The sequence below is a fragment of the Chryseobacterium sp. MHB01 genome, from assembly GCF_034651565.1.
Classification (GTDB): Bacteria; Bacteroidota; Bacteroidia; order Flavobacteriales; family Weeksellaceae; genus Chryseobacterium; species Chryseobacterium nepalense.
On sequence record NZ_JAYEDA010000008.1, the window covers coordinates 164,640 to 188,234 of the forward strand.

A 23,595-nucleotide genomic window follows, 5' to 3' on the forward strand; every position below is an offset into this window, starting at 1 on the left:
ATGTAAATTCAAACATAGGGAGCGGGCTTTAGTCCGCTTTTTTAATCGTCAGTCGGGACTTAGCCAATTAAATATAAGCAATAAAAAAGCACTTCAATGAAAATATGAAGTGCTTACTATTATCAATTATATATTACTAAAATTCTATATCAACTTCCAGTTTCTCGGCCAAAAGCTTAGAAATTTTTTCTTTTAACGGCTCAATATCTATATTCTGCATTGCATCGTTGGCGAAAGCATATAATAAAAGTGCCTGAGCTTCTTTTTTAGAAATACCTCTTGCTCTTAAGTAGAACAGAGCATCTTCATTTAGCTGTCCTACGGTACAACCGTGAGAACATTTTACATCATCTGCAAAAATCTCCAGCTGGGGTTTTGTATCAATAATTGCCCCTTCGCTCAGCAATACATTATTGTTCTGCTGATACGCATTTGTTTTCTGAGCAATTTTATCAACAAATACTTTTCCGTTGAAGACCCCGTGAGATTTTCCGTCAAAAATACCCTTGTAGTTCTGGTAACTTTCACAATTCGGGAAATTATGGTGAACTGCTGTGTGATGATCCACCAGTTGATCTTTACCGATAATGGTGATTCCGTTCATAAATGAATTGATATTGGATCCGTTATGAATAAAATCAAGGTTGTTTCTTACCAGTTTTCCTCCGAAAGAAAATGTATTTACGGTTGTTAAACTGTCTTTTTCCTGTCTTGCAAATGTATTGTCAATCAGATAAGAAGTGTCATTATCATTCTGCAGCTTATGCCAGTCTGCTTTTGCATTGGGGTATGTAAAAATTTCCGTCACAGAGTTAGTCAATACATAAGTATTGTCAAAATTGTGATGGCTTTCAATAATTTCCACTTTGGCACCTTCTTCTACAATAAGTAAATTTCTCGTGTTATAGAAGGTGTTTTCTTCCTGATTCTGAGAAATATAAAAAATATGAATCGGTTTTTCGATCACAACATTTTTAGGAACTTTCAGAAAAAAACCATACTTGCAATATGCCTCATTCAGATTGGTAAAAGCAGAATCTTTTGAAGCAATTGTATTAAAATAGGTGTCAAAAATCTCTCTGTGTTTCTCATCATTCAGGGCATAATTAAATGAAAGAAACTCGACATTTTCAATAGAAACTTTTGAAAGTTCTTTATGGAGTTTACCATTTACGAAAGTAATCCAGTCAAAATTTTCTTCACCCAGATGAAGACTATCCAGCTGCTCTTTGGTAATATTGTGGCCTTCTTTCGGGAAAAAATTATACGCTTTTTCCGTAATCTCCTTTAGATTGGTATATTTATATTCTTCGTCTTTTCTTGTAGGAAAACCCTGCATTTCGAATCTTTGAAGAGCTTCTTTCCTTTTTTCATCCAGAAATCTGTGACGAAGGCTTTCCAAAAATTGATGATGGTTTTCTGTAATCTGTTCTTTTAATGCCATTACTGGTATATCTGTGGTTTGCACCATTTTTTGTTTTTTTGTTTGGCTGATTTGTAAGCTAAGAGATGAATCTCTGAATTCTTATCCTTTAATTAATTTAAAAGCCAGTCGTACCCTCTTTCTTCCAGTTCCAGCGCAAGGGATTTATCACCGGTTTTGATGATTTTTCCGTTGGCTAATACATGAACGAAATCAGGCTGAATATAATTAAGCAATCTCTGATAGTGGGTAATCAGAAGAACTGCATTTCCTTCATTTTTGAAAGCATTTACACCGTCTGCAACAATTCTCAGTGCATCGATGTCTAATCCGGAATCTGTTTCGTCAAGGATCGCAAGTTTCGGATCCAGCATCATCATCTGAAAAATTTCATTTCTTTTCTTTTCACCTCCGGAAAATCCTTCGTTTAATGATCTTGAAAGAAAATCTTTTTTAATGCCTAATTTTTCGGATTTCTCACGAATCATCGAAAGCATTTCTTTGGCAGGCATTTCCCCTAATCCGTTGGCTTTTCTGTTTTCATTCATCGCAGCTTTAATAAAGTTGGTTACAGAAACTCCCGGAATTTCTACCGGATACTGAAAAGAAAGGAAAATCCCTTTGTGTGCTCTCTCTTCAGGAGCATCTTCAATGATGTTTTCACCCCCGAAAATAATTTCACCGTCCGTAACTTCATAATCTTCTTTCCCTGCGATTACGGAAGAAAGGGTGGATTTTCCGGCTCCGTTCGGTCCCATGATGGCGTGAACTTCACCCGGTTTTATCTCAAGATTAATTCCTTTTAAAATTTCTGCGCCGTCTTCAATTTTGGCGTGCAAGTTTTTTATCTCTAACATACGTTTAAATTTATCGCAAGGCTAGACTAAGATTTTTAATCTTCCTTTGCTTTTCTAAGATAAACAAAGGCGCTAACGCTTATCAATGAAATACTATTTCTTTTTATTTTAAACATTAAGAATTAAAGCTTATTAGTCTTAATGTATCATTTTTTTAAGCAAATCAATAAAATTGATTTTGATTAAGCTATTGCTGTAAACTTAACTTAATTTCTTAATGTTCAAAGGATACTATCCTACAGAACCTTCCAATGAAATTTCCAGTAATTTCTGAGCTTCAATGGCAAATTCCATAGGAAGTTTATTTAAAACTTCTTTACTGAAACCGTTCACAATTAAAGCAATAGCTCTTTCTGTGTCGATTCCTCTCTGGTTACAGTAGAAAATCTGGTCTTCCCCGATTTTTGAAGTCGTTGCTTCATGCTCCAGCTGTGCAGAAGGGTCTTTGATTTCAATATAAGGGAAAGTATGTGCTCCACATTCATTGCCCATCAATAAAGAATCACACTGAGAGAAATTTCTTGCTCCTTTTGCGGAAGGCATTACTTTTACAAGACCTCTGTATGAATTTTGTGACTTCCCTGCAGAAATACCTTTAGAGATAATTGTGGACTTCGTATTCTTCCCGATATGGATCATTTTTGTTCCCGTATCTGCATATTGGTGATTATTGGTTACGGCAATAGAGTAGAACTCACCGATGGATCCGTCACCTTTTAAAATACATGAAGGATATTTCCATGTTACGGCAGAACCTGTTTCCACCTGAGTCCAGGAGATTTTTGCATTTCTTTCGCAAAGCCCTCTTTTGGTTACGAAATTGAAAACTCCGCCTTTTCCTTCTTCATTTCCCGGATACCAGTTTTGTACCGTTGAATATTTTATTTCGGCATTATCTAAAGCGATTAATTCAACCACAGCTGCGTGAAGCTGGTTTTCATCTCTTGATGGCGCGGTACATCCTTCCAGGTAGGAAACATAACTGCCTTCATCGGCAATTACCAATGTTCTTTCAAACTGTCCTGTTCCCGCCTGGTTGATACGGAAATAGGTGGAAAGCTCCATTGGGCATCTTACACCTTTCGGAATATAGCAGAAACTTCCGTCAGAGAATACGGCAGAATTCAGGGCGGCATAAAAATTATCACCTCTCGGAACTACTTTTCCAAGGTATTTTCTTACCAGGTCCGGATGGTTTTTAATAGCCTCCGAGATGGAACAGAAAATAATTCCTTTCTCCATCAGTGTATCCTGAAAAGTGGTTTTCACAGAAATGGAGTCCATTACGATATCTACCGCAACACCGGAAAGTCTTTTCTGTTCTTCTATATTAATTCCCAGCTTCTCAAAGGTTTTGATCAGTTCAGGATCTACCTCATCAAGACTTGCCAGTTCGGGTTTTACCTTTGGAGCGGCGTAATATTTAATAGCCTGGAAATCCGGTTTTTCATATTTAATATTAGCCCATTCCGGCTCAACCATTTTAAGCCAGATTCTGAAAGACTCCAAACGCCATTCCGTCATCCATTCCGGTTCTTCCTTCTTTGCAGAAATAGAACGGATGATATCTTCATTCAAACCGGTAGGGAAATCTTCATAGTCGATTTTAGTTTCCCATCCGAATTCGTATTTCTTATTTTCTAAATCGACGCGTAAATCGTCTTCAGTATATTTATTCATTATATTTTTAGATTTCAGAAGTTAGACTTAGATTTCAGACTCTGTATGTGGTCTGAGATCCGGCATCTAATGTCTTCTCTTTTCTACAAAGAAAAACTTTCTCCGCATCCGCATGTTCTGGATGCATTAGGATTGTTAAAAACAAACCCTTTTCCATTCAAACCTCCTGAATATTCAAGAGTAGTTCCTGCAAGGTAAAGTATTGATTTTTTGTCGACTACAATTTTAATATTATTATCTTCAAAAATTTGATCAGTGTCTGTTTTTTGGTTGTCAAACCTCAAAACATATTCTAAACCAGAACACCCTCCGCTTTTTACCCCCACTCTTATATAATCTTCAACAGGGTTAAAGCCTTCCTCTGTCATCAGTTGGACTGCTTTTGCCTTTGCTTGATCTGATACTTTTATCATTGTATTTATTTAGAATGATTTAATAGTGCAAAAATACGAACAATAATTAGTATATAAAAATTAGCGATTTTATTTTATCAATTTTTATTATTGATGGCTTTAACTTTGCAAAGATTTTAAAATCCAAACTATAAATTTACCTTAATGAAAAAATTAGGAATCATCGTTTTGTCATTGTTTATGCAGACTATTATAGCGCAGACTAACAGATTTGTGTATCAGGTAACCATGAAGCCGGACGCATCTGACAAAAATGATATTAAAACAGAAAATGCATATCTTGATATTTCTCCGGAAAAATCAGTGTTTTATTCTGAAAACAGGATCAAAAGAGATTCTGTTATACAGGCTGCCATGCAAAGTGGTGGAGCAAGAGGATTCAACAGGGATCAGATGCAGAGTCTGAGATCCATTATCAATTATTCTATAGAAAAAGATAAAAAAAGTCAGAAGATGATTTTCAAGGACAGAATAGGAAGAGATGTTTACACCTATGAGGAAGACAGACCTATCAGCTGGAAAATATTTCCCGAAACCACAAAAATAGGCGAGTATAAAGTACAGAAAGCGGAAACTGATTTCGGAGGAAGAAAATGGACGGCCTGGTTTACTACGGATCTGCCTTATCAGGACGGACCATATAAATTCGGAGGACTTCCCGGGCTTATTGTAAAGGTAGAAGATGATAAAGACGAATATTCTTTCGACCTGATGAAAAATTATAAAATTGCTGATTTTCCTACATTAAATCAATTCGGGAATACTATTAAAGTAAAAAGATCCGATTATGTAAAGCAGCAGAAAAAATTCATGGAAGATCCTATGTCTTTTATGAGTCAGGGCGGAGGAATTAGTGCACCAATGAGAGTTGGTGGTGGTAACCGTGGCGGCGGCGGAAATCCTGCGGAAATGAGAAAAAGAATGGAAGAACGGGTAAAAGAAGAAGCCAAGAAAAACAGTAATCCAATCGAATTGCAATAAACAAAGCCCCGAAGATTTTCTTCGGGGCTTTTTAATTTTTAGGTTAATTTTATTTATCTCAACAGCTGGTTGAAAGTATCCCCCTGTCTGATATCTCCGGTATTGTATCCTTTCATGAACCATTCTTTACGCTGAGCGGAAGAACCGTGTGTAAAGCTTTCCTGGTTTACATATCCCTGAGATTTTTTCTGGATGTTGTCATCTCCTACAGCTTCTGCGGCATCAATTGCAGACTGAATGTCTCCCGGTTCCAGAATGTGTTTTTCAGCATCAGTTCTTTTGGCCCAGAGTCCGGCGTAAAAATCCGCCTGCAATTCCGTGGCAACGGAAACCCTGTTCATTTCTGCTTCGCTGTATTGCCCGCTTCTTCGCATCTGATCTACTTTTTGGGTTGTTCCCAAAAGCGTCTGAACATGATGGCCAACTTCATGGGCAAGTACATATGCAACTGTAAATTCGGTTACTTTGGCGCCGAATCGTCGCTCAAGTTCATTAAAAAAGCTCATGTCCATATATACAGACTGGTCTGCCGGACAATAAAAAGGACCCATTGCAGCCTGAGCGGTTCCGCATCCGGATTGTGTTGTGCTTTCGAAAAGTACGATTTTCGGAGGTTCGTAGGTCATTCCGTTTTCACTGAACACCTGCTCCCAGGTAGTGGTGTTCCATTTTCCCATCATATCTACCATTTCCCCGATTTTTCTTTCTTCTGCCGAAAGTTCCCGCTGTTCGGTTGTTGCTTGCCCGGAACCGCTTCCGGAAGAAAGTATGGAAGAAGGATCTCCTCCCAGGAAAAAAATGATGGCAGCAATGATCAAAGTTCCCAATCCGCCTCCCACAACGGCTCCGCCGCCTAGTCCACGCCTGTCTTCCACGTTGCCGCCTCTGTCGTCAGTCCATCTCATAGTTGTATTATTTTGTGATATATAAATTTAAAGATTTAAAATGTATTTTTTATAGATGGAGCAATATTTTTACCAATTACCGGTTGAGCTGGTTTTTTTTAAGCCAGTAAGAAGTTGACTGATATGCAGAAATGGTCTGTTCAATAAGTTTTTTATTCTGAAGGTTTCCTTTCACATATTTTTCATCATAATACAGGTTGAATTCCGGAGTAAGGTTGTTTTTTTGCTGCGTCAAAACATATTGTTTAATTTTCTTAACCGGAGCAATAAGGGTTAAGTAATTATCTTTAATAAGTCCTAAATCTTCATAAGTAGCGACATACGCTTTCGGCTGAAACTCTTTTGAAAATACATCCTGCCCTAAAAATTTTGTCTGATAACTAAAATTAAGCATTCCTAAAAGCGTAGGCATTACATCAATCTGCGACATGGTCTGTGTAAACTTTTGCGGCTGAATAAATCCTTCAGAAAAAATCATTGCAGGAATTTTGTATTTATCCATCGGAAGTTCTGTATCTCCTGCGCTTGAAGCACAATGGTCGGCAATGATTACAAAAACCGTATTGGCATACCAGTCTTGTTTTTTAGCCATTTCAAAGAATTTTCTGAGAGAATAATCGGTATATTTTACGCCGCCTTCCCGTGATTTCGCATCACCAGGAATGTCTATTTTACCGTTAGGATAAGTAAAAGGACGGTGGTTGGAAACCGTCATCCAGTGATTAAAAAACGGTCTTCCGGATTTCGCTTCAGCATTCATGGTCTGAATTGCTTTTTTGGCCATATCTTCATCTGCAACGCCCCAGACATTGGCAAAGGAAATCTCATCCGGTTTAAAATTATTTCTGTCAACAATGGTGTAGCCATTTCCTTCATAAAAATCTTTCATATTATCAAAGTAGCTATAGCCGCCATATAGGAATTTAACATCATAACCTTTTGATTTGAAAACACTTCCTGTTGTAAATTTATTTTTATTGTTTTCTCTTTTAATGATGCTTTCACCGGCAGTAGGCGGGATACAGAGTGTAAGCGCTTCAAGTCCGCGAACGGTTCTGTTTCCTGTAGCGTAAAGATTAGTAAACATCAAAGATTTATCTGCAAGACTATCCAGGAAAGCGGTTATTTTCTGTGTGTTACCATAATGTGCCATAAAATCTGCCGATAAACTTTCAATAGAAATCAAAACGACGTTTTTCTTCAATTCCGGTTTTCCGGGTTGAATATTTCTTTTTAAAACAGGCTGTGCGTACTGGCTCAGAAAAGTGTTTTCTGCAATCTGCTGGTTAATCTGAGGATAAAACTGAAAATAATCCAGTTCATTATGGGTAAAAGCCCAATAAAATTTTGGCAATCCGTTGGCCTGGATTTCTTCCTCAAAAACATTATCAGATTTCAATTTTGTGGTAAAACTTAATCCTAAAATACTTATTGCTACCAAAATGCAAAAAGAACCTAATAAGATGATCTTCTGTTTAATATTCGGAAGGTTTAGAAGTTCAGTTTTAGTTTTTTTATAAATATAAACCGTAAATACAACTGCCAGTGCAAATATGGCCAGAAATAAAGGAACAACGGGATAGCTTTCCATGATATTTCCGATTACTTCGTTTGTATAGATAAGATAGTCTACAGCAATAAAATTATACCGTAATCCAAACTCATTATAAAAAAAATATTCGCTCACGGCATTAAAAATAATAAGGAGAACGTATAGGAAAATAGTAAGGAAATACATTGAATTTCTGATCTTTACCCGCTTTTCGGGAAGGAAGAGCATTAGGCTGAAGACAATGATTTTAAGTCCGATAAAAGCCATCGCGATTTCAGCAACCGATCCTCCGTATTGCTTAAAAATATTATCCGGAATGAGAAGTATATATAAAAATAGCAAACACAACAGGCCGAGGATGATATAACCGTAAGGTTTCTGATATTTCGAGTCTGATAAAAACAGAAAATAAAGGGCCAAAAAAGGACATGTTATGATGAACACCAATATATCATTCAGGATTCCGACCATCATAATTTGCAATAGGTCTAAAAAACCGAAATCTGCTGTGGTAATAGGGTGAAATACAAAAACAATTCTCAGTATGAATGAGATTGCAAGATAGAATATGCCTAAATAAAGAAACGGCTTAATTTTTTGAAACAACATCTGTATTTATTAAATGTTAATTCCTGCAAATTTAGCAATTGGGAGTAATTCTTTATTATGAAATCTTAAAATTTAAAAATAATTGTGAAATTTATAATTATTTAAAATAAAATTAAAAATGTAATATCTGCCAAAATCATAATATAAATGAGCTTTTTGATATTTTACATAAAAGAAAAGGACCGCTGTCACGATCCTTACATATTAAAAGAAGTTAAATTAATTATGAATGGCCGAAACCGATATTTCCTTTTTTACCGGATAAGTTCTTTTTAAAATCAATCATCCTTAATGCAGTAACTGCTGCTTCAACCCCTTTATTTCCAAGATCTCCGCCACTTCTCGCGATAGATTGCTCGTTCGTATCATCAGTAAGAACGCAGAAAATGGTAGGGGTATCGGTAAGTATATTACAGTCTTTGATTCCCTGGGCAACTGCTGAACAGACATACTCAAAGTGAGGAGTTTCCCCGCGGATTACACAGCCAATGGCAATCACTGCATCATATTTACGTTCTTTACAAAGCTGCATGCTTGCGTAATTCAGTTCGAAAGCACCGGGAACGGGAAAAAGCTTAATATTTTCAGGCCGTACTCCTTCTTTCTGAAGGATTTCCAATGCCGCATCGCGAAGATTGTAAGTTACAAAATCATTCCACTCAGAAAAAACAATGCCGATTGAAAATTCATCGGCATTGGTTATATGAAGTGGCTTATAATCAGAAAGATTAACTGTTGCCATTATTTAGTAATATTTAGTCATTTCAATATAAGAGTCAGACATTCCGTTGTCGTAGTCCTGATATTTTTCATCAATTGTAGCAAAATATTTTTTAGCTTCAGCTTTTTTATTAAGACCTAAAGCCAGAATACCTGCCTTTCTTGTGAAGTAATACATTGTGTACGGATCGTCTGAAGCAGAAGCTGCTTTATCCAGCAATTGCAAAGCATCGTCATTTTTGTTGAGGCCAGACTGTGCATCAGCCATTGCTCCGTATTTCATCGCCATCAAAGTTTTGTTGTCTGATGAAAACTTGTCCAGAAGATCATATGCTTCCTGGAATTTCCCTTCTTTGAATTTCAAAAGTCCCGCGTTATACGCAGAAAGCTTACCAATATCAGTTGCGGAATATTCATTATAGGTTCCCAGGAAACCAGGGTTTGCAGCAGATTTACCACCTAGTGCCTCCTTATCTTTTCCTTCAGTAAGATTTTTCTGAGCGGCAAGGAAACTTTTTACAGCTTCAGCGTTTTTAGGAGTCACCACAAATTGTTTGTAAGCGAAGAATCCCAGAACGCCTAAAACAAGCACCCCGAAAGCAATACCCAATGGTTTTGAATATCTCTCAATAAATCTTTCGGTGTTTAAAGCTTCTCTGTCAAGATCTTTAAAAAACTCCACTGTTTCTTTACCTTCTTGCTCGTTTTGAGCATTCTTTGTAATTTTTGCCATAAATTGTTAAAAATTGAAATGCAAATTTAATTGTTTCTGAATGATTTACAAAATACTTTGTGTGTATTGTTGATTTTTATTTAAACAAATAAGCTGAATGATGAATTGTTGAGCATGAATTTAATAAAAAATGCTTCGGAAAGCTCAGTGTGACAACGCATAATTTAACGTTAAGTGAATATACATAGTATTCATACTGAGCCTGCCGAAGCAACGATTTTTTAAGTCTAATATTTTAAAATATGATAAACTTCTGCATTAAATTTCTCTAATTTTTCTTCTCCCTTAAGGTCTTTCAGTCCAATCAGAAAGCTGAATTGTGATACGGTTGCTCCTTGCTTTTCTACCAGCTTTGCTGCCGCTTCCGTAGTTCCTCCTGTTGCAAGAAGATCATCATGAATAAGAACTTTTTGTCCCGGCTTTATTTGTCCTTCACGTGTTTCGATGACAGCGCTTCCGTATTCAAGGTCGTATTTTTCCGAAATAACCGGCGGAGGAAGCTTTCCGGATTTTCTTATCAAAATAAAAGGAACTTCCAGGGCAACAGCAATGGCAATCCCGAAAAGATAACCGCGGCTTTCGATTCCGCAAACAGCATCCACTTTCCCTTTGCTGAACGCTACGAGATCTGCAATGACATCTTCATACAATTTAGGATCTAAAAAAATTGGTGAAATGTCTTTAAACTGAATTCCCGGAATCGGAAAATCTGGTACATTTTCTATCGTTTCTTCCAGTTTCCTGATGAGTTCTTGTGATGCCATTTTTAAGGATTGATTTTATAACTGGAAATTTTCCATTCACCATTTACATTTTTTAATCCGAAAGTTGCTTTCAACGAAGTTGTTCTTCCGTTTTTATCTGTAACGTCGTAGGTTGCATTTACACTTGCCACATTGGTATTAGAAAGATTCGTGGTGATATTTTTCACACTCACGGTTTTCACTGATCCGAAACCTGAAGTAGGGTTGGAAAACGATTCATAGCTTCCCCAGCTTGGATTGCTTGAAGCGCCGTATGCCGCCTTTAAGTTTTGCGAACTTACATTATTCAGGAAACCGGATACTACGTTTTTAGGATCTGCAGCGGGCTGTTTTGGAGTAGCCGGCGTTGTTGCCGTTGCATTCGGATCCGTTGACGGAACTGTTGAGCCCGGATTGTTCGGATCAATTACTGCAGGATCCTGGTTTACAGCCATCGAATCTACAACCACCGGAGCAGGAACTTTCAGTAATAAAGGATTTACATCTAATCCTATTTTTGTCATTTTGAATGTTTTGGCCGTCGTCTTAACCGATACGGTAATATCAATTTTATTATCAACGACTTTCGCTGCCGGAATGGAAGAAAATTTTAAATTAAATCCTTTAAAATTATTATCCTGCATTAGGTTTTTTGCCGTTGAAAGTTTCACCCCATTACTGAAAACTTCAAGAGTTACTTCCAATCCTGCACCTGTGAAGGAAACCGGATTTCCGGCATTGTCCACAAGTCTGGGAACGATCTGGATGGCAGTTGATGCCCCAGTTCCGTCGTCGCCTGTAGGTCTTGTGATGATGCTCAAAGCATTTGCTTTTACATCATTAGGATCACTTTCTTTTGCTTTATCGTCACCGAAAATATTCATTTCTCCTAAAGAAGGAGGGGCATTGCTGGCCCATTCGATGCCGTTTTTCTGTGCTACCTGATCAGCCATTGCCATGATTTCCGGAACTTTTTTGCCGTTAATCAGCTGGCCTAATGCTTTTAGTTCTGCAACATCGCCATCGGCTTCCACTCCGAAGGTCTTTAAAATATAAAGTGCTTCATTAAACTTAATCTGTTTAATGGTTGGAAGACTTGCCGTCATATCATTGATACTCGACTGTAAAGTTTTCGTGTTGGTGGCATCTACTGAATCTTTTTTGCATGCTGTAAAAAGCAACAAACTGAAAATTAGCAGAAAAGACAACTTTTTCATTTTTTTCCGTTTGTCACAAATTTACTAAAACGTTTATTAATAGAGGATTTTTATTTTATATTTTGTTTTTCCTTTAATTTATCTCCGAAATATGAACTAAAAACGGACTGCATATTCGGGAAATCCGGGCTTTCCCAATAAGTTGTGGTATAGCTGCTGTTTTTTAAATCAAACTTATTTTTTTCGGATACATTTTCATCTCTGAAGTCTAATTCCGTTGGATAGAAATTTTTGTAAACAATAAGTTGATTATAGTCTGGTTCACTTTTGTGTTTAAGTTTAAGGAAACCAATTTCATTGAATTCCAACAAATCCCTAAGCGTTTTCTGAGTGTCTTTTTCATATGCAGCATTGATGATATTTTTAACATCATAGAAGCGGTATCCAAAAAATGCAAATTCTTTTTCCTGTAATGCTTCGCCTGTGATTTCAATCTCGTCCTTCTGCTGGCCTTTAAGTTCTTTAATCACGGAATTTCTCTTTTTGTACTCCAGTATATTTCCTACTTCTTTCATTTCGGGAAGTCTTAGCAAAGCCTGATAATCCCACATGCCGGTTTGCTTTTTCTCAAAGACCGCATCTTCCAGTCTGTAGATTCGGTATTGCTCCACGGTGGCGCCTTTCATTTTTTTTGTTTTGTTGTCGAAAATATAGGTAACAATTCCGTCTGCGTAACAATTGAGTTTGTTATTTACGGTGACATAGGCATTAAAATTACCTTTTACAAAAATATATTTTGCAGGTTTGTTATTTTTTATGACAACCGGTTCAATATTTCGGATTTTGTCATCAACCTTAATCACTTCTTTTTCAAAATCAGCATATGATAATGTGGCTATGGAGAAATTGTCATAGACCAGCTGAAATTTTTCCTGGTCCAGCTTTATCAGATTTTTGTCGATCTTTCCATCAATATCAGAATAAGCAACAATACTTCCGTCTTTTCCGAATACCGAAACTTTAGGCAGTGGCTTATTGGTTTTTTCAGAAATAAAAGTAATGGTTTGTGAACTGAAAAAATTGAATGCTAATGTTAAAAATAATAATAGAAAGCTTTTCTTCATGGTTTTAAAATTTAATTTGAATACTGTTTATATTTAAAAGACAATAAAAAATTAAAAAAGGTTGCATGGAAATGTAATTTTTTTAAAAATAAAAAAAAGACTGATCATTACGATCAGTCTTTCAATTTTATCTTGTAATAAATTCCTTAGAAAGGATATTCATAAATTTCAGATTCATGTAAATAAGGGTTTCCTGTAGGGATTAATTTAAGTTTAGATAATGCAGAAAGCACAGTAAACATAAATAATCCAACTACGAACAGGATTGCTCCTAAGATCAGGATGAATACTTCAGGAGTTTTCCAGTATGGTCCTACTGTTCCTGGCATTACCATGTTGAAGTAATCTAAAATGTGTCCGCAGATAACCACTATTGCCATTATTGTAACTACTTTATAGTTTCTTTTGATGCTGCTGCTTACTAATACCAATAGCGGTAATAAGAAGTTTACGATCAGCATTGGTAAGAAAGTAGGAGAGTAGTGCTGGAATCTTCCGAAGAAATAATTAACCTCTTCCGGAATGTTCGCATACCAATATAACATAAACTGTGCAAACCAGGTATACGTCCAAAGCATACTTGTTGCGAAAAGGAATACTCCTAAATCGTGTAAGTGATTGTCATTGAATTGTGGCAGGAACCCGTTTTTCTTTAAATAAACACTTAAAAGAATGATTACCGCAATACCACTTGAAAGGCAGCTCACCATTGAATACCAGATATACATCGTAGAGTACCAGTGAGGGTCAATAGACATCAACCAATCCCAAGCCCAAGCAGCAGAAGCAAATCCGAAGAATGCAATATATCCTACCGCCCATCTGTACAACATCTGGTAATCTACTTTTGATTTGGTTTCGTCTACTTTTTTAGACTGAGCTTTCAGTTTCCAAGCGAAGAACGAAGCACCTAAAACATAGATAAATGTTCTTACGGCATAGAAAGGAATATTTAGGAAGATTCTTTTTTCAAATAAGATCACATCAAAATGAGCAGAGTTCGGGTCTGTCAATTCAGGATCCATCCAATGAAAAAGGTGTCCTTGGTGTGTAATGTTTAAAAGCATTAAAATGATCAGAATAGCACCACCGTAAGGAATATAAGAAGCAATAGCTTCCATTACTCTTGTAATGATAATTGGCCATCCTGCGTGTGCAGCATGCTGGATAGAATAAAAGAATAATACGCAGCAGCTCACTCCGAAGAAAAATACAGCTACAAAATGTATTGCCGCTAAAGGCTGGTTATGTACCTGAAGAGTAGCATGCTCCAAATGAGCAGCGTGATCCTGAGGACCAACCATTTCACTAGAATGTGTAGGAGCAGTATGACCAGAAGCGTTAACAGCTTCCATCATGTGTTCTATTTTCTCGGCAGAGATTCCTTTGTTTAAAAAGAAACCAATACCAAAAAGAACTAAACCTACAACAAGAAGGATTATAGAAGTTGATTTTAATTTTGGTGAAAAACTATACATTTCTTTTCTTATTTTTTAGTTTCGGTAGTCTTTGTTTCAGTAGTTGCCGGTGCTGCTGCTGTAGTCGACGCCGGTGTAGCCGTTCCCGCTGCAGGTGTTGCAGTGGCAGGTGCTGCAGCTCCTTTTTTAAAGGCATTCATTACATACATGGCCACTCTCCATCTGTCTCCAGCGTTTAATTGCCCTGCATAAGATCCCATTGCGTTTCTACCGTTTGTGATCACATAATGAACAGATCCTACAGTAATTTCCCTGTCGGCGTAGTTTGGTACACCGGAGAAAGCTCCGGACTGTACGATAGGTCCCTGTCCGTCTCCACCTACACCATGACAAGCTGCACAGGTATGTTCAAATAATATTTTCCCTCTCTCCAGATCCTTTGCAGAGTTTGCAGGATTTAAAGGAGAATTGGTCATTGTTTTTGAAGCATCATAACCGGCATTGTATTCATCAACGGTTTTCGGAAGCAATCCTTCTTCAAAAACACCATCTTTATTTTGAGGAACAGATCCTTCTACAGGAGAAAGGCCTGTTGCCCCGTTATTTTTTACGAAAGCAGGAATTTCATTTTCATGATCTGAATAAGCATCCTGGGCTTTCATCAATGGATCATAAGCTACCGGGAAATACATGTCCGGGAAATATACTAACGGTGTATTTTCTTTTGGCCCGCAAGAGTTAAGTAAAACTGTTGTTAAACCTAAAACTGCTGTAATTTTTAATACATTCTTTTTCATTTTAAGCATCTTTAACAGTTATTTCTTCAACTCCGGTTTCAATAAGCAACTGTTTTACAGATTCTACATCATCAGTTACAAATTCCATCATAAATTTATCATCCGTTGTTCTCGGGTCCGGGTTTTGTGCAGGCGCTCCGGGATACATTTTGTTTCTTACCAGGAAAGTTAATGACATCATGTGAGCGGCACAAAATACCATAAGCTCAAACATTGGTACAACGAATGCCGGCATATTGTGTCCCCAGTCAAAAGCTGGTTTACCACCGATATTCTGAGGCCAGTCGTGGTTCATCACATACCAGGTTAAAGTAGCTCCAATCGTTACTCCATAAAGAGCGTAAAGAAAAGCGGCATCAGAAATTCTTGTTTTCTTTAACCCTAAAGCTTTGTCAAGCCCGTGAACCGGGAACGGAGTATAAACTTCGTTGATTGCGATTCCTTTATCGTTGAATGCCTTAACGCCGTTCATTAAATCGTCGTCGTCAGCATAAAGTCCGTATACAATTTTAGTGGTGCTCATCTCCTTCTTTTGCTTTATAAGTTTCACCTGAGATTTTCAAAATCGATTTTAATTCGGCCTGTGCAATTACAGGGAATGTTCTTGCATATAATAAGAATAATACAGAGAAGAATCCGATTGTTCCTAAATATACACCCACATCAATGATCGTTGGCTTAAACATGGTCCAAGATCCTGGTAAGTAGTCTCTTGAAAGGTTGATTACGATGATGTCAAAACGCTCAAACCACATCCCGATGTTGATGATTAATGCAACAATGAATGTCCAGATAATATTCGTTCTCAATTTCTTGAACCAGAATGAAGCAGGAACAACAAGGTTACAGATAATCAATGACCAGAATGCCCACCAGTAAGGTCCAACAGCAGCACCCGGAGAAAGATAAGTGAAATCTTCAAATCTTGATCCTGAATACCATCCGATGAAATATTCTGTAGCATAGGCCACGGTTACCATACCACCTGTTAAAATAATTACGATGTTCATAATTTCGATATGATACATAGTGATATAATCTTCAAGGTGACAAACTTTTCTTGCAACCAATAATAACGTCTGTACCATCGCGAATCCTGAGAAGATCGCACCTGCAACGAAGTAAGGAGGATAGATCGTAGAGTGCCATCCTTTAATTACTGACGTGGCGAAGTCAAAAGATACGGTAGTGTGTACTGAGAATACAAGCGGTGTTGCCAAACCTGCTAGAACCAAAGAAAGTTCTTCGAATCTTTGCCAGTGTTTTGCTTTACCTCCCCATCCGAATGCAAGGAATGTATAAATCTTTTTAGTCCAAGGTGTTTTTGCTCTGTCTCTGATCATTGCAAAGTCAGGAATCAATCCCATAAACCAGAATACTGTTGATACTGAGAAATAGGTAGAGATTGCAAATACGTCCCAAAGTAGAGGAGAGTTGAAGTTCCCCCAAAGAGAACCGAACTGGTTTGGTAATGGGAATACCCAATATCCTACCCAAACTCTACCCATGTGAATTACCGGGAAGATTGCTGCCTGTACTACTGCGAAGATCGTCATCGCTTCCGCAGATCTGTTTACAGACATTCTCCAACGCTGTCTAAATAATAATAATACCGCTGAGATTAGGGTTCCGGCGTGACCGATACCAACCCACCATACGAAGTTAGTAATATCCCAACCCCAGTTAATAGTTCTGTTAAGTCCCCATGCTCCAATACCTGTTCCGATAGTATAGGCGATACACCCAAATCCATAGATGAATAGAACTAAGGCTGCATATAATGAGATCCACCATAATTTACCTGCTCTTTCTTCGATAGGTCGTGCAATATCTTCCGTGATATCGTGATAAGTTTTGTGACCAATAATCAGAGGTTCCCTTATCGGAGCTTCGTAATGTCCTGACATTTTTTACCTATTTATTATTTAAACTTTATTTTTCTACTCTGTTTCTTACTTTAGTATGATAGAACACGTTTGGCTTGGTTCCGATCTCTTCAAGTAAATAATATCTTCTGTTGTCAGCATATAATTTTCTGACTTCAGATCCTTTGTCATTCATGTCTCCGAACTGGATAGATCCTGTTGTACATGCTTTTGAACAAGCTGTCTGGAATTCTCCGTCTTTCACGATTCTGTTCTCTTTTTTAGCTTCAAGAATAGTCGTTTGAGTCATTTGGATACACATTGAACATTTCTCCATAACCCCTCTTGTTCTTACAACAACATCAGGGTTCAGTACCATTCTTCCAAGATCGTTGTTCATGTTGAAATCGAACTTGTCATTCAGGTTGTAGGTAAACCAGTTGAAACGTCTTACTTTGTACGGACAGTTATTTGCACAATATCTTGTACCAATACATCTGTTGTAAGCCATGTGGTTTTGTCCCTGAGAACCGTGAGATGTAGCCGCTACCGGACAAACCGTTTCACAAGGTGCGTGGTTACAATGCTGACACATTACCGGTTGGAAGATCACATCAGGATTATCAGCAGGGTGGTTCAATGCCCCTCCGTCGCCGAATGCAGTACCATATAATTCAGGAACTGCCATTCCTTCTTTTAATCCCTCATATACTTCTACTTTCTGTCTTGAAGAATAATAACGGTCAATTCTTAACCAGTACATATCTCTGGACATTCTGATCTCTTCTTTTCCTACTACAGGAACGTTGTTCTCTGCCTGGCAGGCAATGATACAAGATCCGCAACCTGTACAGGAGTTAAGGTCGATCGACATGTTGAAGTGAGGCCCGTCCGTATCATCGAAAGCATCCCAAAGGTCAATCTTTCTTGCAGGAAGCGCTCCGCTGATGGTGTGATATTCCAAAGGCTTATTCCATCCTTTGTGCTCATCATCAAATGCTACGTTTAAGAAATCTGCCAAAGGAACTTCTTTAGCAATTTCGTAACGTCCCATTAATGTATTTTGAAGCTGGATCCCTGCGAATTCATGATCTTCACCTGTTTTTTCTAATTTAACATTAGATACCACCAGGTTAGATCCATCGAATAAAGGATATGCATTTACTCCCGTATCAGCTGTTGCTCCTGAATTTTTCTTACCATATCCAAGCGCAAGACCTACTGATCCTTCTGCCTGTCCCGGCTGAATGAATACAGGAACATCTTTTATAGTAACTCCGTTTACCGTAAGATTTACAATAGAACCGTCCAGCTGCATTCTTGCATTAAGATCGTTTTCTATACCTAATCTTTCAGCATCTTTAGGAGAAATTGTCAGGTAGTTATCCCAAGACATTCTTGTAATTGGGTCCGGTAATTCCTGAAGCCAAGGGTTGTTGGCCTGAGTTCCGTCTCCCATTGCTGTTTTAGTATATAATACCAATTCCAAATCAGATGCTTTGAAGCCTCCTAATTCAGCTACAGCCTGAGCAGCATTTCCTCCTGCATACGACAATGTTGTTGCATTTGCAGAAGTATTAAATCCGTTATATAAAGCTTTGTTGAATGAAGTTCCTCCTAGTACGGAAGAAGCATTTGCTTTTAAATAATCGTAGTAGTTGTTAGCCGCGTTGTTCTTTCCGTTTTTCCAAACCAATAAAGATTCTTCTATCTGTCTTGATTTGTAGATTTTCTGGATGGTTGGCTGCATTAATGAATATACTCCCGTCTGCGGTTCGATATCTCCCCAAGACTCAAGCCAGTTGGCTACAGGAATTACAGCTTTCGCTGCTTTGTACATTTCATTTTTCTTATCAGCAATAGCAATGACGTAAGGAACCTTTGTTAAAGATTTTTTGAAATCTTCTCCTTTGTGGTATGAGTAAATAGGATCTACATTATTGGCGATCAATACACCAACCTGACCTGCATTTACCCATCCAAGGAATTCCTCGAATCTTGCTTTGTCAAATTCTTTTAATAGGTTTGCTTTACCTGTGAAAGCTGTAGAACCAAGTTTCTGGTTAATAAGGTGTGCTAAAACCTGAGCACCTTTGGAACCGTCGGCAAAAACTACTGCTTTGCTTCCTTTTGTCTGTAATTCTTTAGCAATTTCAGAAGCTGTTTTATCTGAAGTTCCTCCACCAACGATGGCATTGTAAACTTCAACTAAAGTTTTATTTACCTGGCTAGGCTTTAATCTGAATCTTTCGTCAGCGTTAGCACCAGTCAGTGACATGTTTGATTCCACCTGAATGTGTCTCAACATGTTTGGTCCCGGCTTTCTAGCAGCAGCGTAAGAAGATTCTAATCCTCCGCCATTGTAATCTCCTAAGAAATCTGCCTGGAAAGAAACTACCAATTCTGTTCCTCGAAGGTCGTAAACCGGTAATGCTCTTGTTCCGAAAACTTCCTGGGCTGCGTCTAATGCACCAGCATAAGGATAAGCATCATATGTTACTAACTCTGCTGTAGGATATTTAGCCTTAAATTCAGAGAATAATTTTTTGAAAGTAGGGGAAGCAAAAGAATGCGATAATAAAACAATTCTTTTTCCTGCAGCGTTAGCTTCTTCCAGTCCTTTGATAATGTAGCTGTCTACCTTATCGAAAGTTTCATCTTTACCTTCAAATTTAGGTTGCTTTACTTTATCATTGTCATAAAGAGAAAGTACGCTTGCCTGTGCTCTTGCGCTTGTTTTTCCAAGATCTCCTGCAACAGGATTCGGTTCAATTTTAATAGGTCTTCCTTCTCTTGTTTTTACTAAAACACTCGCAAAGTCAAAACCATCGAAATATGTTGAAGCGTAATAGTTTGGAATTCCCGGGATGATTTCATGTGGCTTTACCACATAAGGAATTGTTTTGATAACCGGAGCTTCACATGCAGCCAGTGTAACCGCTGCAGTAGAGAATCCTAATAGTTTTAAGAAATCTCTTCTTGAAGTACTGGATCCGTTTTTTTCAGCATCTCCAAGGAAATCTTCTACCGGAATTTCTTCCTGGAACTCTTTTTGAGCCAGCTTGTTGTTTAGAGCCGGATCTTTAAGTTCGTGAATACTTCTAAATTGTATTTTGTTTGAAGCCATTTATACTTCTAATTTTTAGTTATTAATAATGACATTTACCACACTCAAGACCTCCAATTGCATCTACAGTAATCTTACCACCATCTTTAGGGTATTGTTTTTTCAACTTGTCATGTAGATTCTTGAAGTATTCTTTATTATAACCGTTGTTCATATCAACCTCAGTAGTTCTGTGGCACTCAATACACCATCCCATTGTGAAGTCATTGGCCATCTGAACAACATTCATTGTATCAATTTTACCGTGGCAGGCTTTACATACAACATCAATTTTGTTGTTTGGATTCTTTTTGTTGAAAGAATTAATAATTGCCTGTTCACCTGCTACAACGTGCTGAGCGTGGTTGAAGTAAACGAAGTCCGGCATGTTGTGGATTCTTGTCCATTCAACTGGCTGCGTTTTTCCTGTATACTGTTGTTTTTCAGAATCCCAACCTGTAGCAGCATAAATTTTCTGGATTTCTCCGTCGTAGAATGCCTTGTCTTTTCCTGGTTCCATGTAGTGTTCTGCATTGTACTCGGAAATTGTTCTGTGACAGTTCATACAAACGTTCATAGAAGGGATTTCAGATACTTTACCATACTTGGCACTGGAGTGACATAGCTGACAGTCAATCTTCTGTTCTCCTGCGTGGATTTTGTGAGAGAAATAGATAGGCTGTTCAGGTTTATACCCTTTGTAAACACCGATCCACATGATCCAGTTCCATACTCCGTATGCTGCCAGTAAAGCCAGAATAGCAATAAGTCCTTTACCGATATAGTGGTATTTCTCGTAAATTTCACGGAAAGATTTTACTCTTGTTTCGTTAAGTCCTGCTAAGTCTTCAGATTGTCCCAGTTTCACTAATTGTCTTAGTTTCAGTAGGATCCAAACCAATAAACCTGCAATCGCTAAAAGTGAAATGATCACCACGTTGGTAGTGGTAGAGCTCTGTGGTGCCGCATTGGCAGATCCTGCATTTGCTGTATTCTTAGCATCATCAGTTTTTGCAGGTTCCGGAGCCGGAGGATTAGTTGTGTATGCTAAGATGTCGTCAATATCCTTATCGGTAAGATTTGGAAAGACCTGCATCTCAGTCTTATTGAATTTTTCGAAAACTTCATTGGCGTATTTGTCACCAGAGGCTCTTAGCTCTTTGTTGTTCTTGATCCATTTGTGAAGCCAGTCTTTTCCAAGCCCCTGTTCGGTATCAAGTCTTGCAACCACACCTTTCAATGCAGGTCCTACGACCTGTTTGTCTAACGCGTGACATGCAGTACAATTCGCTTTGAAAAGTTTTTCTCCGTTTTTAGGATCGCCGTCTTGCCCGTAAATTGAAGCACTGGTTGATAACAATAAGCCTATTGCGATCAACGTTTGTCTATAATGCTTTCTCCAACTAATCATTTAAATTATCTTATGTTAGTAAATATTGAACATTCAATCAATTCGGCAAAAATAATATATTTAACAGGAATTTAACGGTATATAGAAAGGGGAAAATATCATTTACGTTTAATTTGTATTGATTCTAAATAACTCCATTTGGTATAATTTTTTAATTTACCTAAATTTGCGGAAACAAGTTTAAATGAAAAATTTTATTAAAATATTTTCGATAGTATTGTTTGGAGGATTTTATACTCTTGAAGCACAACAAATTGTAAAAAAAGATACCTTAGCCGGGACGGAATTGGTGATGACAATGGATTCTAAGGTAAATGCCGCGCTGGAAAGTATTGAAGACAAGTGTTCAAGAACTACCAGTACGGTTGTTTCGAGTGATGCTGATGATGATTCCGGATCTTCGAGACCGACAAAAATCTATGTTCCGAATAGGGAACTTACCAATGCGGAAATATGCAGAAGAAATCCGAGGATTTTAGGGTATAAGATCCAGATAACCACCGTAAAAAGCAATGATGAAGCTAATGAAGTGAAAGCGTATTTCAGAAAAAGATTTCCCAATCTGAAAGTTGAAACCGACGCATCACTCAGACCGAATTATAAAATTCTTGCGGGAAGTTATTTTACGAAACAAAGTGCTGCCTCTGACCTGTCTAAAGTAAGAGAGTATTTTAAATCGGCAATTGCCGTACAATATAGAATTTTCTGTGCGGAAGCAAAATAATTTAATTTTTGAAATATCGTAAAAAGCTGAGATTATTCTCAGCTTTTATTTTTTTATGCAGTTTTCAAGAATATCATGGGATATAATAATGAATTTTTAGTAATATTTATTTAAAAACCAGAAGAATTCTGTCATTCTCAGATAATTATTTGTTAAGGCATAAACAAATAAAATACTAACAACAACGGTTAAGAAAGACAGCATTTTTGGTGATTCTTTGTAGGAGTAAAAGAGCCATCCCAGCAATAACGGATAAACAAAAACAAAATGTCCTCCGTAAATGTATGAGGTATGAAGTCCAAATCTCATAACGCAATGAATCACAATGTCAAACAAAAATGAAATCATGAGTACCTGAACCAGCTTATTTTTAAAATTTTTACAATAACTCCAGGAGATAAGAGTCAATAAAACGGCAATGAAAATGTAAGGGATCCATGACGAGTATACGGTCATTATCAGGCCTTTATAATGATATCCCATCATATTATGTTTATCCCGGATAATAAAATCCGAAAATAAAATATTTCCGCCAAAAAAATAAGAAAGAATCATATCCCAGGTCGGAGTTGAATTTACATTCGAGAACTTTTCATACTGTTCATTGGTCTTGCTGAATATGTTCTGGTATTTGAAATCAATCCGGTTCAGGTACAATAAAATAAAGCAGATAACAGTAAAAGCTCCTCTTAAAATAGCATTTCCAAACTTTCTCCAGCTGTGAAAGAGTCCTTTTTCAAAAGCAACGGGAATGAATACCTTGGCAATATTGGTTACGGTTAATCCTCCGATTGTAATTCCGGAAAATGCCAGCGCCAATGCGGGTATTTTTTTCTCTTTTTTAAGTTTTATTGCAGAATAGTGATTAAATAAAGTCAGTAGAAATAGGGTGTAAGTAAAATTTTCCGGGGTGAAAGACAGCAGGATTGTCGTTGAAAACGCACCGAAAAATAAAATGAGCAATAGACTTAGGATTAGAGGTAGCCTAATGATATTTTTCAGGTACTTGAAGACCTGAAGTACACTTAAACTAACTGCAATATTGCTGAACCACGCGAGGATAAAGCGAAAATCTCCATTCATTTTGCCATCAGAAAAAAGCAACGCCAGCTCGCGGATCCAGTTGAAGAAATAATACGATAAAGGATGTCTTTCGAAGCTTCCTCCGGTCATTACAATGGATTTATTATCGAAGCTGAAATAGGCATCCCAGGGAATTCTGGAGTCAAAAATAATTTTGTAATGTATGGCGATGAAGGATCCTAAATATCCGTAAACAACCAGGAAAAACAACAGAACAAGGAGTTCAGTTCCTGAAGATGGAAATAATAATTTCAGAAATTGGATGAATTTTGTTTTGAATTGAGCCACCGGTTT

The 23,595-nt window shown here is 37.5% G+C and carries 20 protein-coding genes; 2 read left to right on the plus strand and 18 right to left on the minus strand.

Annotated features, from left to right (window positions below; genetic code table 11):
- Positions 1 to 136: 136 nt before the first annotated feature.
- The 4 genes from sufD to U9K52_RS14435 all read right to left on the minus strand — a co-directional run bounded on the left by sufD (position 137) and on the right by U9K52_RS14435 (position 4,373).
- Positions 137 to 1,444 (minus strand): Fe-S cluster assembly protein SufD, encoded by a 1,308-nt coding sequence (sufD, locus tag U9K52_RS14420; protein WP_312174296.1) that lies wholly within the window; start codon positions 1,442 to 1,444, stop codon positions 137 to 139.
- Positions 1,445 to 1,536: 92 nt separating this feature from the next.
- Positions 1,537 to 2,280 carry a Fe-S cluster assembly ATPase SufC gene (sufC, locus tag U9K52_RS14425; protein ID WP_248389038.1) on the minus strand — a complete coding sequence of 248 codons (744 nt, stop codon included), beginning with the start codon at positions 2,278 to 2,280 and terminating at the stop codon, positions 1,537 to 1,539.
- 231 nt (positions 2,281 to 2,511) lie between these two features.
- Positions 2,512 to 3,960 (minus strand): Fe-S cluster assembly protein SufB, encoded by a 1,449-nt coding sequence (gene sufB, locus U9K52_RS14430; protein ID WP_263602018.1) that lies wholly within the window; start codon positions 3,958 to 3,960, stop codon positions 2,512 to 2,514.
- 83 nt (positions 3,961 to 4,043) lie between these two features.
- Positions 4,044 to 4,373, minus strand: a complete 330-nt coding sequence (locus U9K52_RS14435) for a HesB/IscA family protein (protein WP_169231783.1) — start codon at positions 4,371 to 4,373, stop codon at positions 4,044 to 4,046.
- A 144-nt stretch (positions 4,374 to 4,517) separates the two neighbouring features.
- On the opposite strand from U9K52_RS14435, the gene U9K52_RS14440 reads away from it, so the two are divergent.
- Positions 4,518 to 5,354 carry a GLPGLI family protein gene (locus U9K52_RS14440; RefSeq protein WP_248389036.1) on the plus strand — a complete coding sequence of 279 codons (837 nt, stop codon included), beginning with the start codon at positions 4,518 to 4,520 and terminating at the stop codon, positions 5,352 to 5,354.
- A 53-nt stretch (positions 5,355 to 5,407) separates the two neighbouring features.
- On the opposite strand, the gene U9K52_RS14445 is transcribed toward U9K52_RS14440, so the two are convergent.
- The 13 genes from U9K52_RS14445 to U9K52_RS14505 all read right to left on the minus strand — a co-directional run bounded on the left by U9K52_RS14445 (position 5,408) and on the right by U9K52_RS14505 (position 21,494).
- Positions 5,408 to 6,259 carry a neutral zinc metallopeptidase gene (locus U9K52_RS14445; RefSeq protein ID WP_248389035.1) on the minus strand — a complete coding sequence of 284 codons (852 nt, stop codon included), beginning with the start codon at positions 6,257 to 6,259 and terminating at the stop codon, positions 5,408 to 5,410.
- Positions 6,260 to 6,335: 76 nt separating this feature from the next.
- Positions 6,336 to 8,420, minus strand: a complete 2,085-nt coding sequence (locus U9K52_RS14450) for an LTA synthase family protein (protein ID WP_322927138.1) — start codon at positions 8,418 to 8,420, stop codon at positions 6,336 to 6,338.
- Between the two features lie 223 nt (positions 8,421 to 8,643).
- Positions 8,644 to 9,162, minus strand: coding sequence for a 6,7-dimethyl-8-ribityllumazine synthase (gene ribH / locus U9K52_RS14455; RefSeq protein ID WP_322927139.1), 519 nt, complete (start codon positions 9,160 to 9,162; stop codon positions 8,644 to 8,646).
- A 3-nt stretch (positions 9,163 to 9,165) separates the two neighbouring features.
- Positions 9,166 to 9,873, minus strand: coding sequence for a tetratricopeptide repeat protein (locus tag U9K52_RS14460; protein WP_248389030.1), 708 nt, complete (start codon positions 9,871 to 9,873; stop codon positions 9,166 to 9,168).
- 227 nt (positions 9,874 to 10,100) lie between these two features.
- Complete coding sequence (locus U9K52_RS14465; RefSeq protein ID WP_322927140.1) at positions 10,101 to 10,637, minus strand: adenine phosphoribosyltransferase; 537 nt, start codon at positions 10,635 to 10,637, stop codon at positions 10,101 to 10,103.
- 2 nt (positions 10,638 to 10,639) lie between these two features.
- Positions 10,640 to 11,833: a hypothetical protein gene (locus U9K52_RS14470; RefSeq protein WP_322927141.1), complete on the minus strand. Its 1,194-nt coding sequence runs from the start codon at positions 11,831 to 11,833 to the stop codon at positions 10,640 to 10,642.
- Between the two features lie 50 nt (positions 11,834 to 11,883).
- The gene (locus U9K52_RS14475) at positions 11,884 to 12,897 is read right to left on the minus strand and encodes a hypothetical protein (protein ID WP_322927142.1); all 1,014 of its coding nucleotides are present in this window, start codon (positions 12,895 to 12,897) and stop codon (positions 11,884 to 11,886) included.
- A gap of 146 nt (positions 12,898 to 13,043) precedes the next feature.
- Entirely contained in the window at positions 13,044 to 14,375 is a 1,332-nt protein-coding gene (locus U9K52_RS14480) for a quinol:cytochrome C oxidoreductase (protein ID WP_248389022.1), read from the minus strand.
- A gap of 8 nt (positions 14,376 to 14,383) precedes the next feature.
- Positions 14,384 to 15,121 carry a c-type cytochrome gene (locus tag U9K52_RS14485; protein WP_248389020.1) on the minus strand — a complete coding sequence of 246 codons (738 nt, stop codon included), beginning with the start codon at positions 15,119 to 15,121 and terminating at the stop codon, positions 14,384 to 14,386.
- Positions 15,114 to 15,635 carry a DUF3341 domain-containing protein gene (locus tag U9K52_RS14490; protein ID WP_066435200.1) on the minus strand — a complete coding sequence of 174 codons (522 nt, stop codon included), beginning with the start codon at positions 15,633 to 15,635 and terminating at the stop codon, positions 15,114 to 15,116. Before U9K52_RS14490 ends, U9K52_RS14485 begins: the two co-directional genes overlap by 8 nt.
- On the minus strand, positions 15,622 to 17,019 hold the full coding sequence (gene nrfD / locus U9K52_RS14495; protein ID WP_090000552.1) for an NrfD/PsrC family molybdoenzyme membrane anchor subunit: 1,398 nt from the start codon (positions 17,017 to 17,019) through the stop codon (positions 15,622 to 15,624). The genes U9K52_RS14490 and nrfD overlap by 14 nt, the downstream gene beginning before the upstream one ends.
- Before the next feature lie 25 nt (positions 17,020 to 17,044).
- Positions 17,045 to 20,104: a TAT-variant-translocated molybdopterin oxidoreductase gene (locus tag U9K52_RS14500; RefSeq protein WP_248389018.1), complete on the minus strand. Its 3,060-nt coding sequence runs from the start codon at positions 20,102 to 20,104 to the stop codon at positions 17,045 to 17,047.
- 22 nt (positions 20,105 to 20,126) lie between these two features.
- Complete coding sequence (locus tag U9K52_RS14505) at positions 20,127 to 21,494, minus strand: c-type cytochrome (protein ID WP_263602025.1); 1,368 nt, start codon at positions 21,492 to 21,494, stop codon at positions 20,127 to 20,129.
- Between the two features lie 184 nt (positions 21,495 to 21,678).
- Here U9K52_RS14505 and U9K52_RS14510 point away from each other — a divergent pair, with 184 nt between their 5' ends.
- A complete protein-coding gene (locus U9K52_RS14510; RefSeq protein WP_248389014.1) occupies positions 21,679 to 22,218 on the plus strand; it encodes an SPOR domain-containing protein in 540 nt (179 codons plus the stop codon).
- A gap of 96 nt (positions 22,219 to 22,314) precedes the next feature.
- Here U9K52_RS14510 and U9K52_RS14515 read toward each other — a convergent pair whose 3' ends face one another.
- Positions 22,315 to 23,589, minus strand: coding sequence for a DUF6080 domain-containing protein (locus tag U9K52_RS14515; protein WP_322927146.1), 1,275 nt, complete (start codon positions 23,587 to 23,589; stop codon positions 22,315 to 22,317).
- Between the last annotated feature and the right edge of the window lie 6 nt (positions 23,590 to 23,595).

What these genes read in the sequence shown, in the direction of transcription:
- sufD (WP_312174296.1), bottom strand. Translation starts at nt 1,444, where the DNA reads ATGGCATTAAAAGAACAGATTACAGAAAACCATCATCAATTTTTGGAA.
- sufC (WP_248389038.1), bottom strand. Translation starts at nt 2,280, where the DNA reads ATGTTAGAGATAAAAAACTTGCACGCCAAAATTGAAGACGGCGCAGAA.
- sufB (WP_263602018.1), bottom strand. Translation starts at nt 3,960, where the DNA reads ATGAATAAATATACTGAAGACGATTTACGCGTCGATTTAGAAAATAAG.
- U9K52_RS14435 (WP_169231783.1), bottom strand. Translation starts at nt 4,373, where the DNA reads ATGATAAAAGTATCAGATCAAGCAAAGGCAAAAGCAGTCCAACTGATG.
- U9K52_RS14440 (WP_248389036.1), top strand. Translation starts at nt 4,518, where the DNA reads ATGAAAAAATTAGGAATCATCGTTTTGTCATTGTTTATGCAGACTATT.
- U9K52_RS14445 (WP_248389035.1), bottom strand. Translation starts at nt 6,259, where the DNA reads ATGAGATGGACTGACGACAGAGGCGGCAACGTGGAAGACAGGCGTGGA.
- U9K52_RS14450 (WP_322927138.1), bottom strand. Translation starts at nt 8,420, where the DNA reads ATGTTGTTTCAAAAAATTAAGCCGTTTCTTTATTTAGGCATATTCTAT.
- ribH (WP_322927139.1), bottom strand. Translation starts at nt 9,162, where the DNA reads ATGGCAACAGTTAATCTTTCTGATTATAAGCCACTTCATATAACCAAT.
- U9K52_RS14460 (WP_248389030.1), bottom strand. Translation starts at nt 9,873, where the DNA reads ATGGCAAAAATTACAAAGAATGCTCAAAACGAGCAAGAAGGTAAAGAA.
- U9K52_RS14465 (WP_322927140.1), bottom strand. Translation starts at nt 10,637, where the DNA reads ATGGCATCACAAGAACTCATCAGGAAACTGGAAGAAACGATAGAAAAT.
- U9K52_RS14470 (WP_322927141.1), bottom strand. Translation starts at nt 11,833, where the DNA reads ATGAAAAAGTTGTCTTTTCTGCTAATTTTCAGTTTGTTGCTTTTTACA.
- U9K52_RS14475 (WP_322927142.1), bottom strand. Translation starts at nt 12,897, where the DNA reads ATGAAGAAAAGCTTTCTATTATTATTTTTAACATTAGCATTCAATTTT.
- U9K52_RS14480 (WP_248389022.1), bottom strand. Translation starts at nt 14,375, where the DNA reads ATGTATAGTTTTTCACCAAAATTAAAATCAACTTCTATAATCCTTCTT.
- U9K52_RS14485 (WP_248389020.1), bottom strand. Translation starts at nt 15,121, where the DNA reads ATGCTTAAAATGAAAAAGAATGTATTAAAAATTACAGCAGTTTTAGGT.
- U9K52_RS14490 (WP_066435200.1), bottom strand. Translation starts at nt 15,635, where the DNA reads ATGAGCACCACTAAAATTGTATACGGACTTTATGCTGACGACGACGAT.
- nrfD (WP_090000552.1), bottom strand. Translation starts at nt 17,019, where the DNA reads ATGTCAGGACATTACGAAGCTCCGATAAGGGAACCTCTGATTATTGGT.
- U9K52_RS14500 (WP_248389018.1), bottom strand. Translation starts at nt 20,104, where the DNA reads ATGGCTTCAAACAAAATACAATTTAGAAGTATTCACGAACTTAAAGAT.
- U9K52_RS14505 (WP_263602025.1), bottom strand. Translation starts at nt 21,494, where the DNA reads ATGATTAGTTGGAGAAAGCATTATAGACAAACGTTGATCGCAATAGGC.
- U9K52_RS14510 (WP_248389014.1), top strand. Translation starts at nt 21,679, where the DNA reads ATGAAAAATTTTATTAAAATATTTTCGATAGTATTGTTTGGAGGATTT.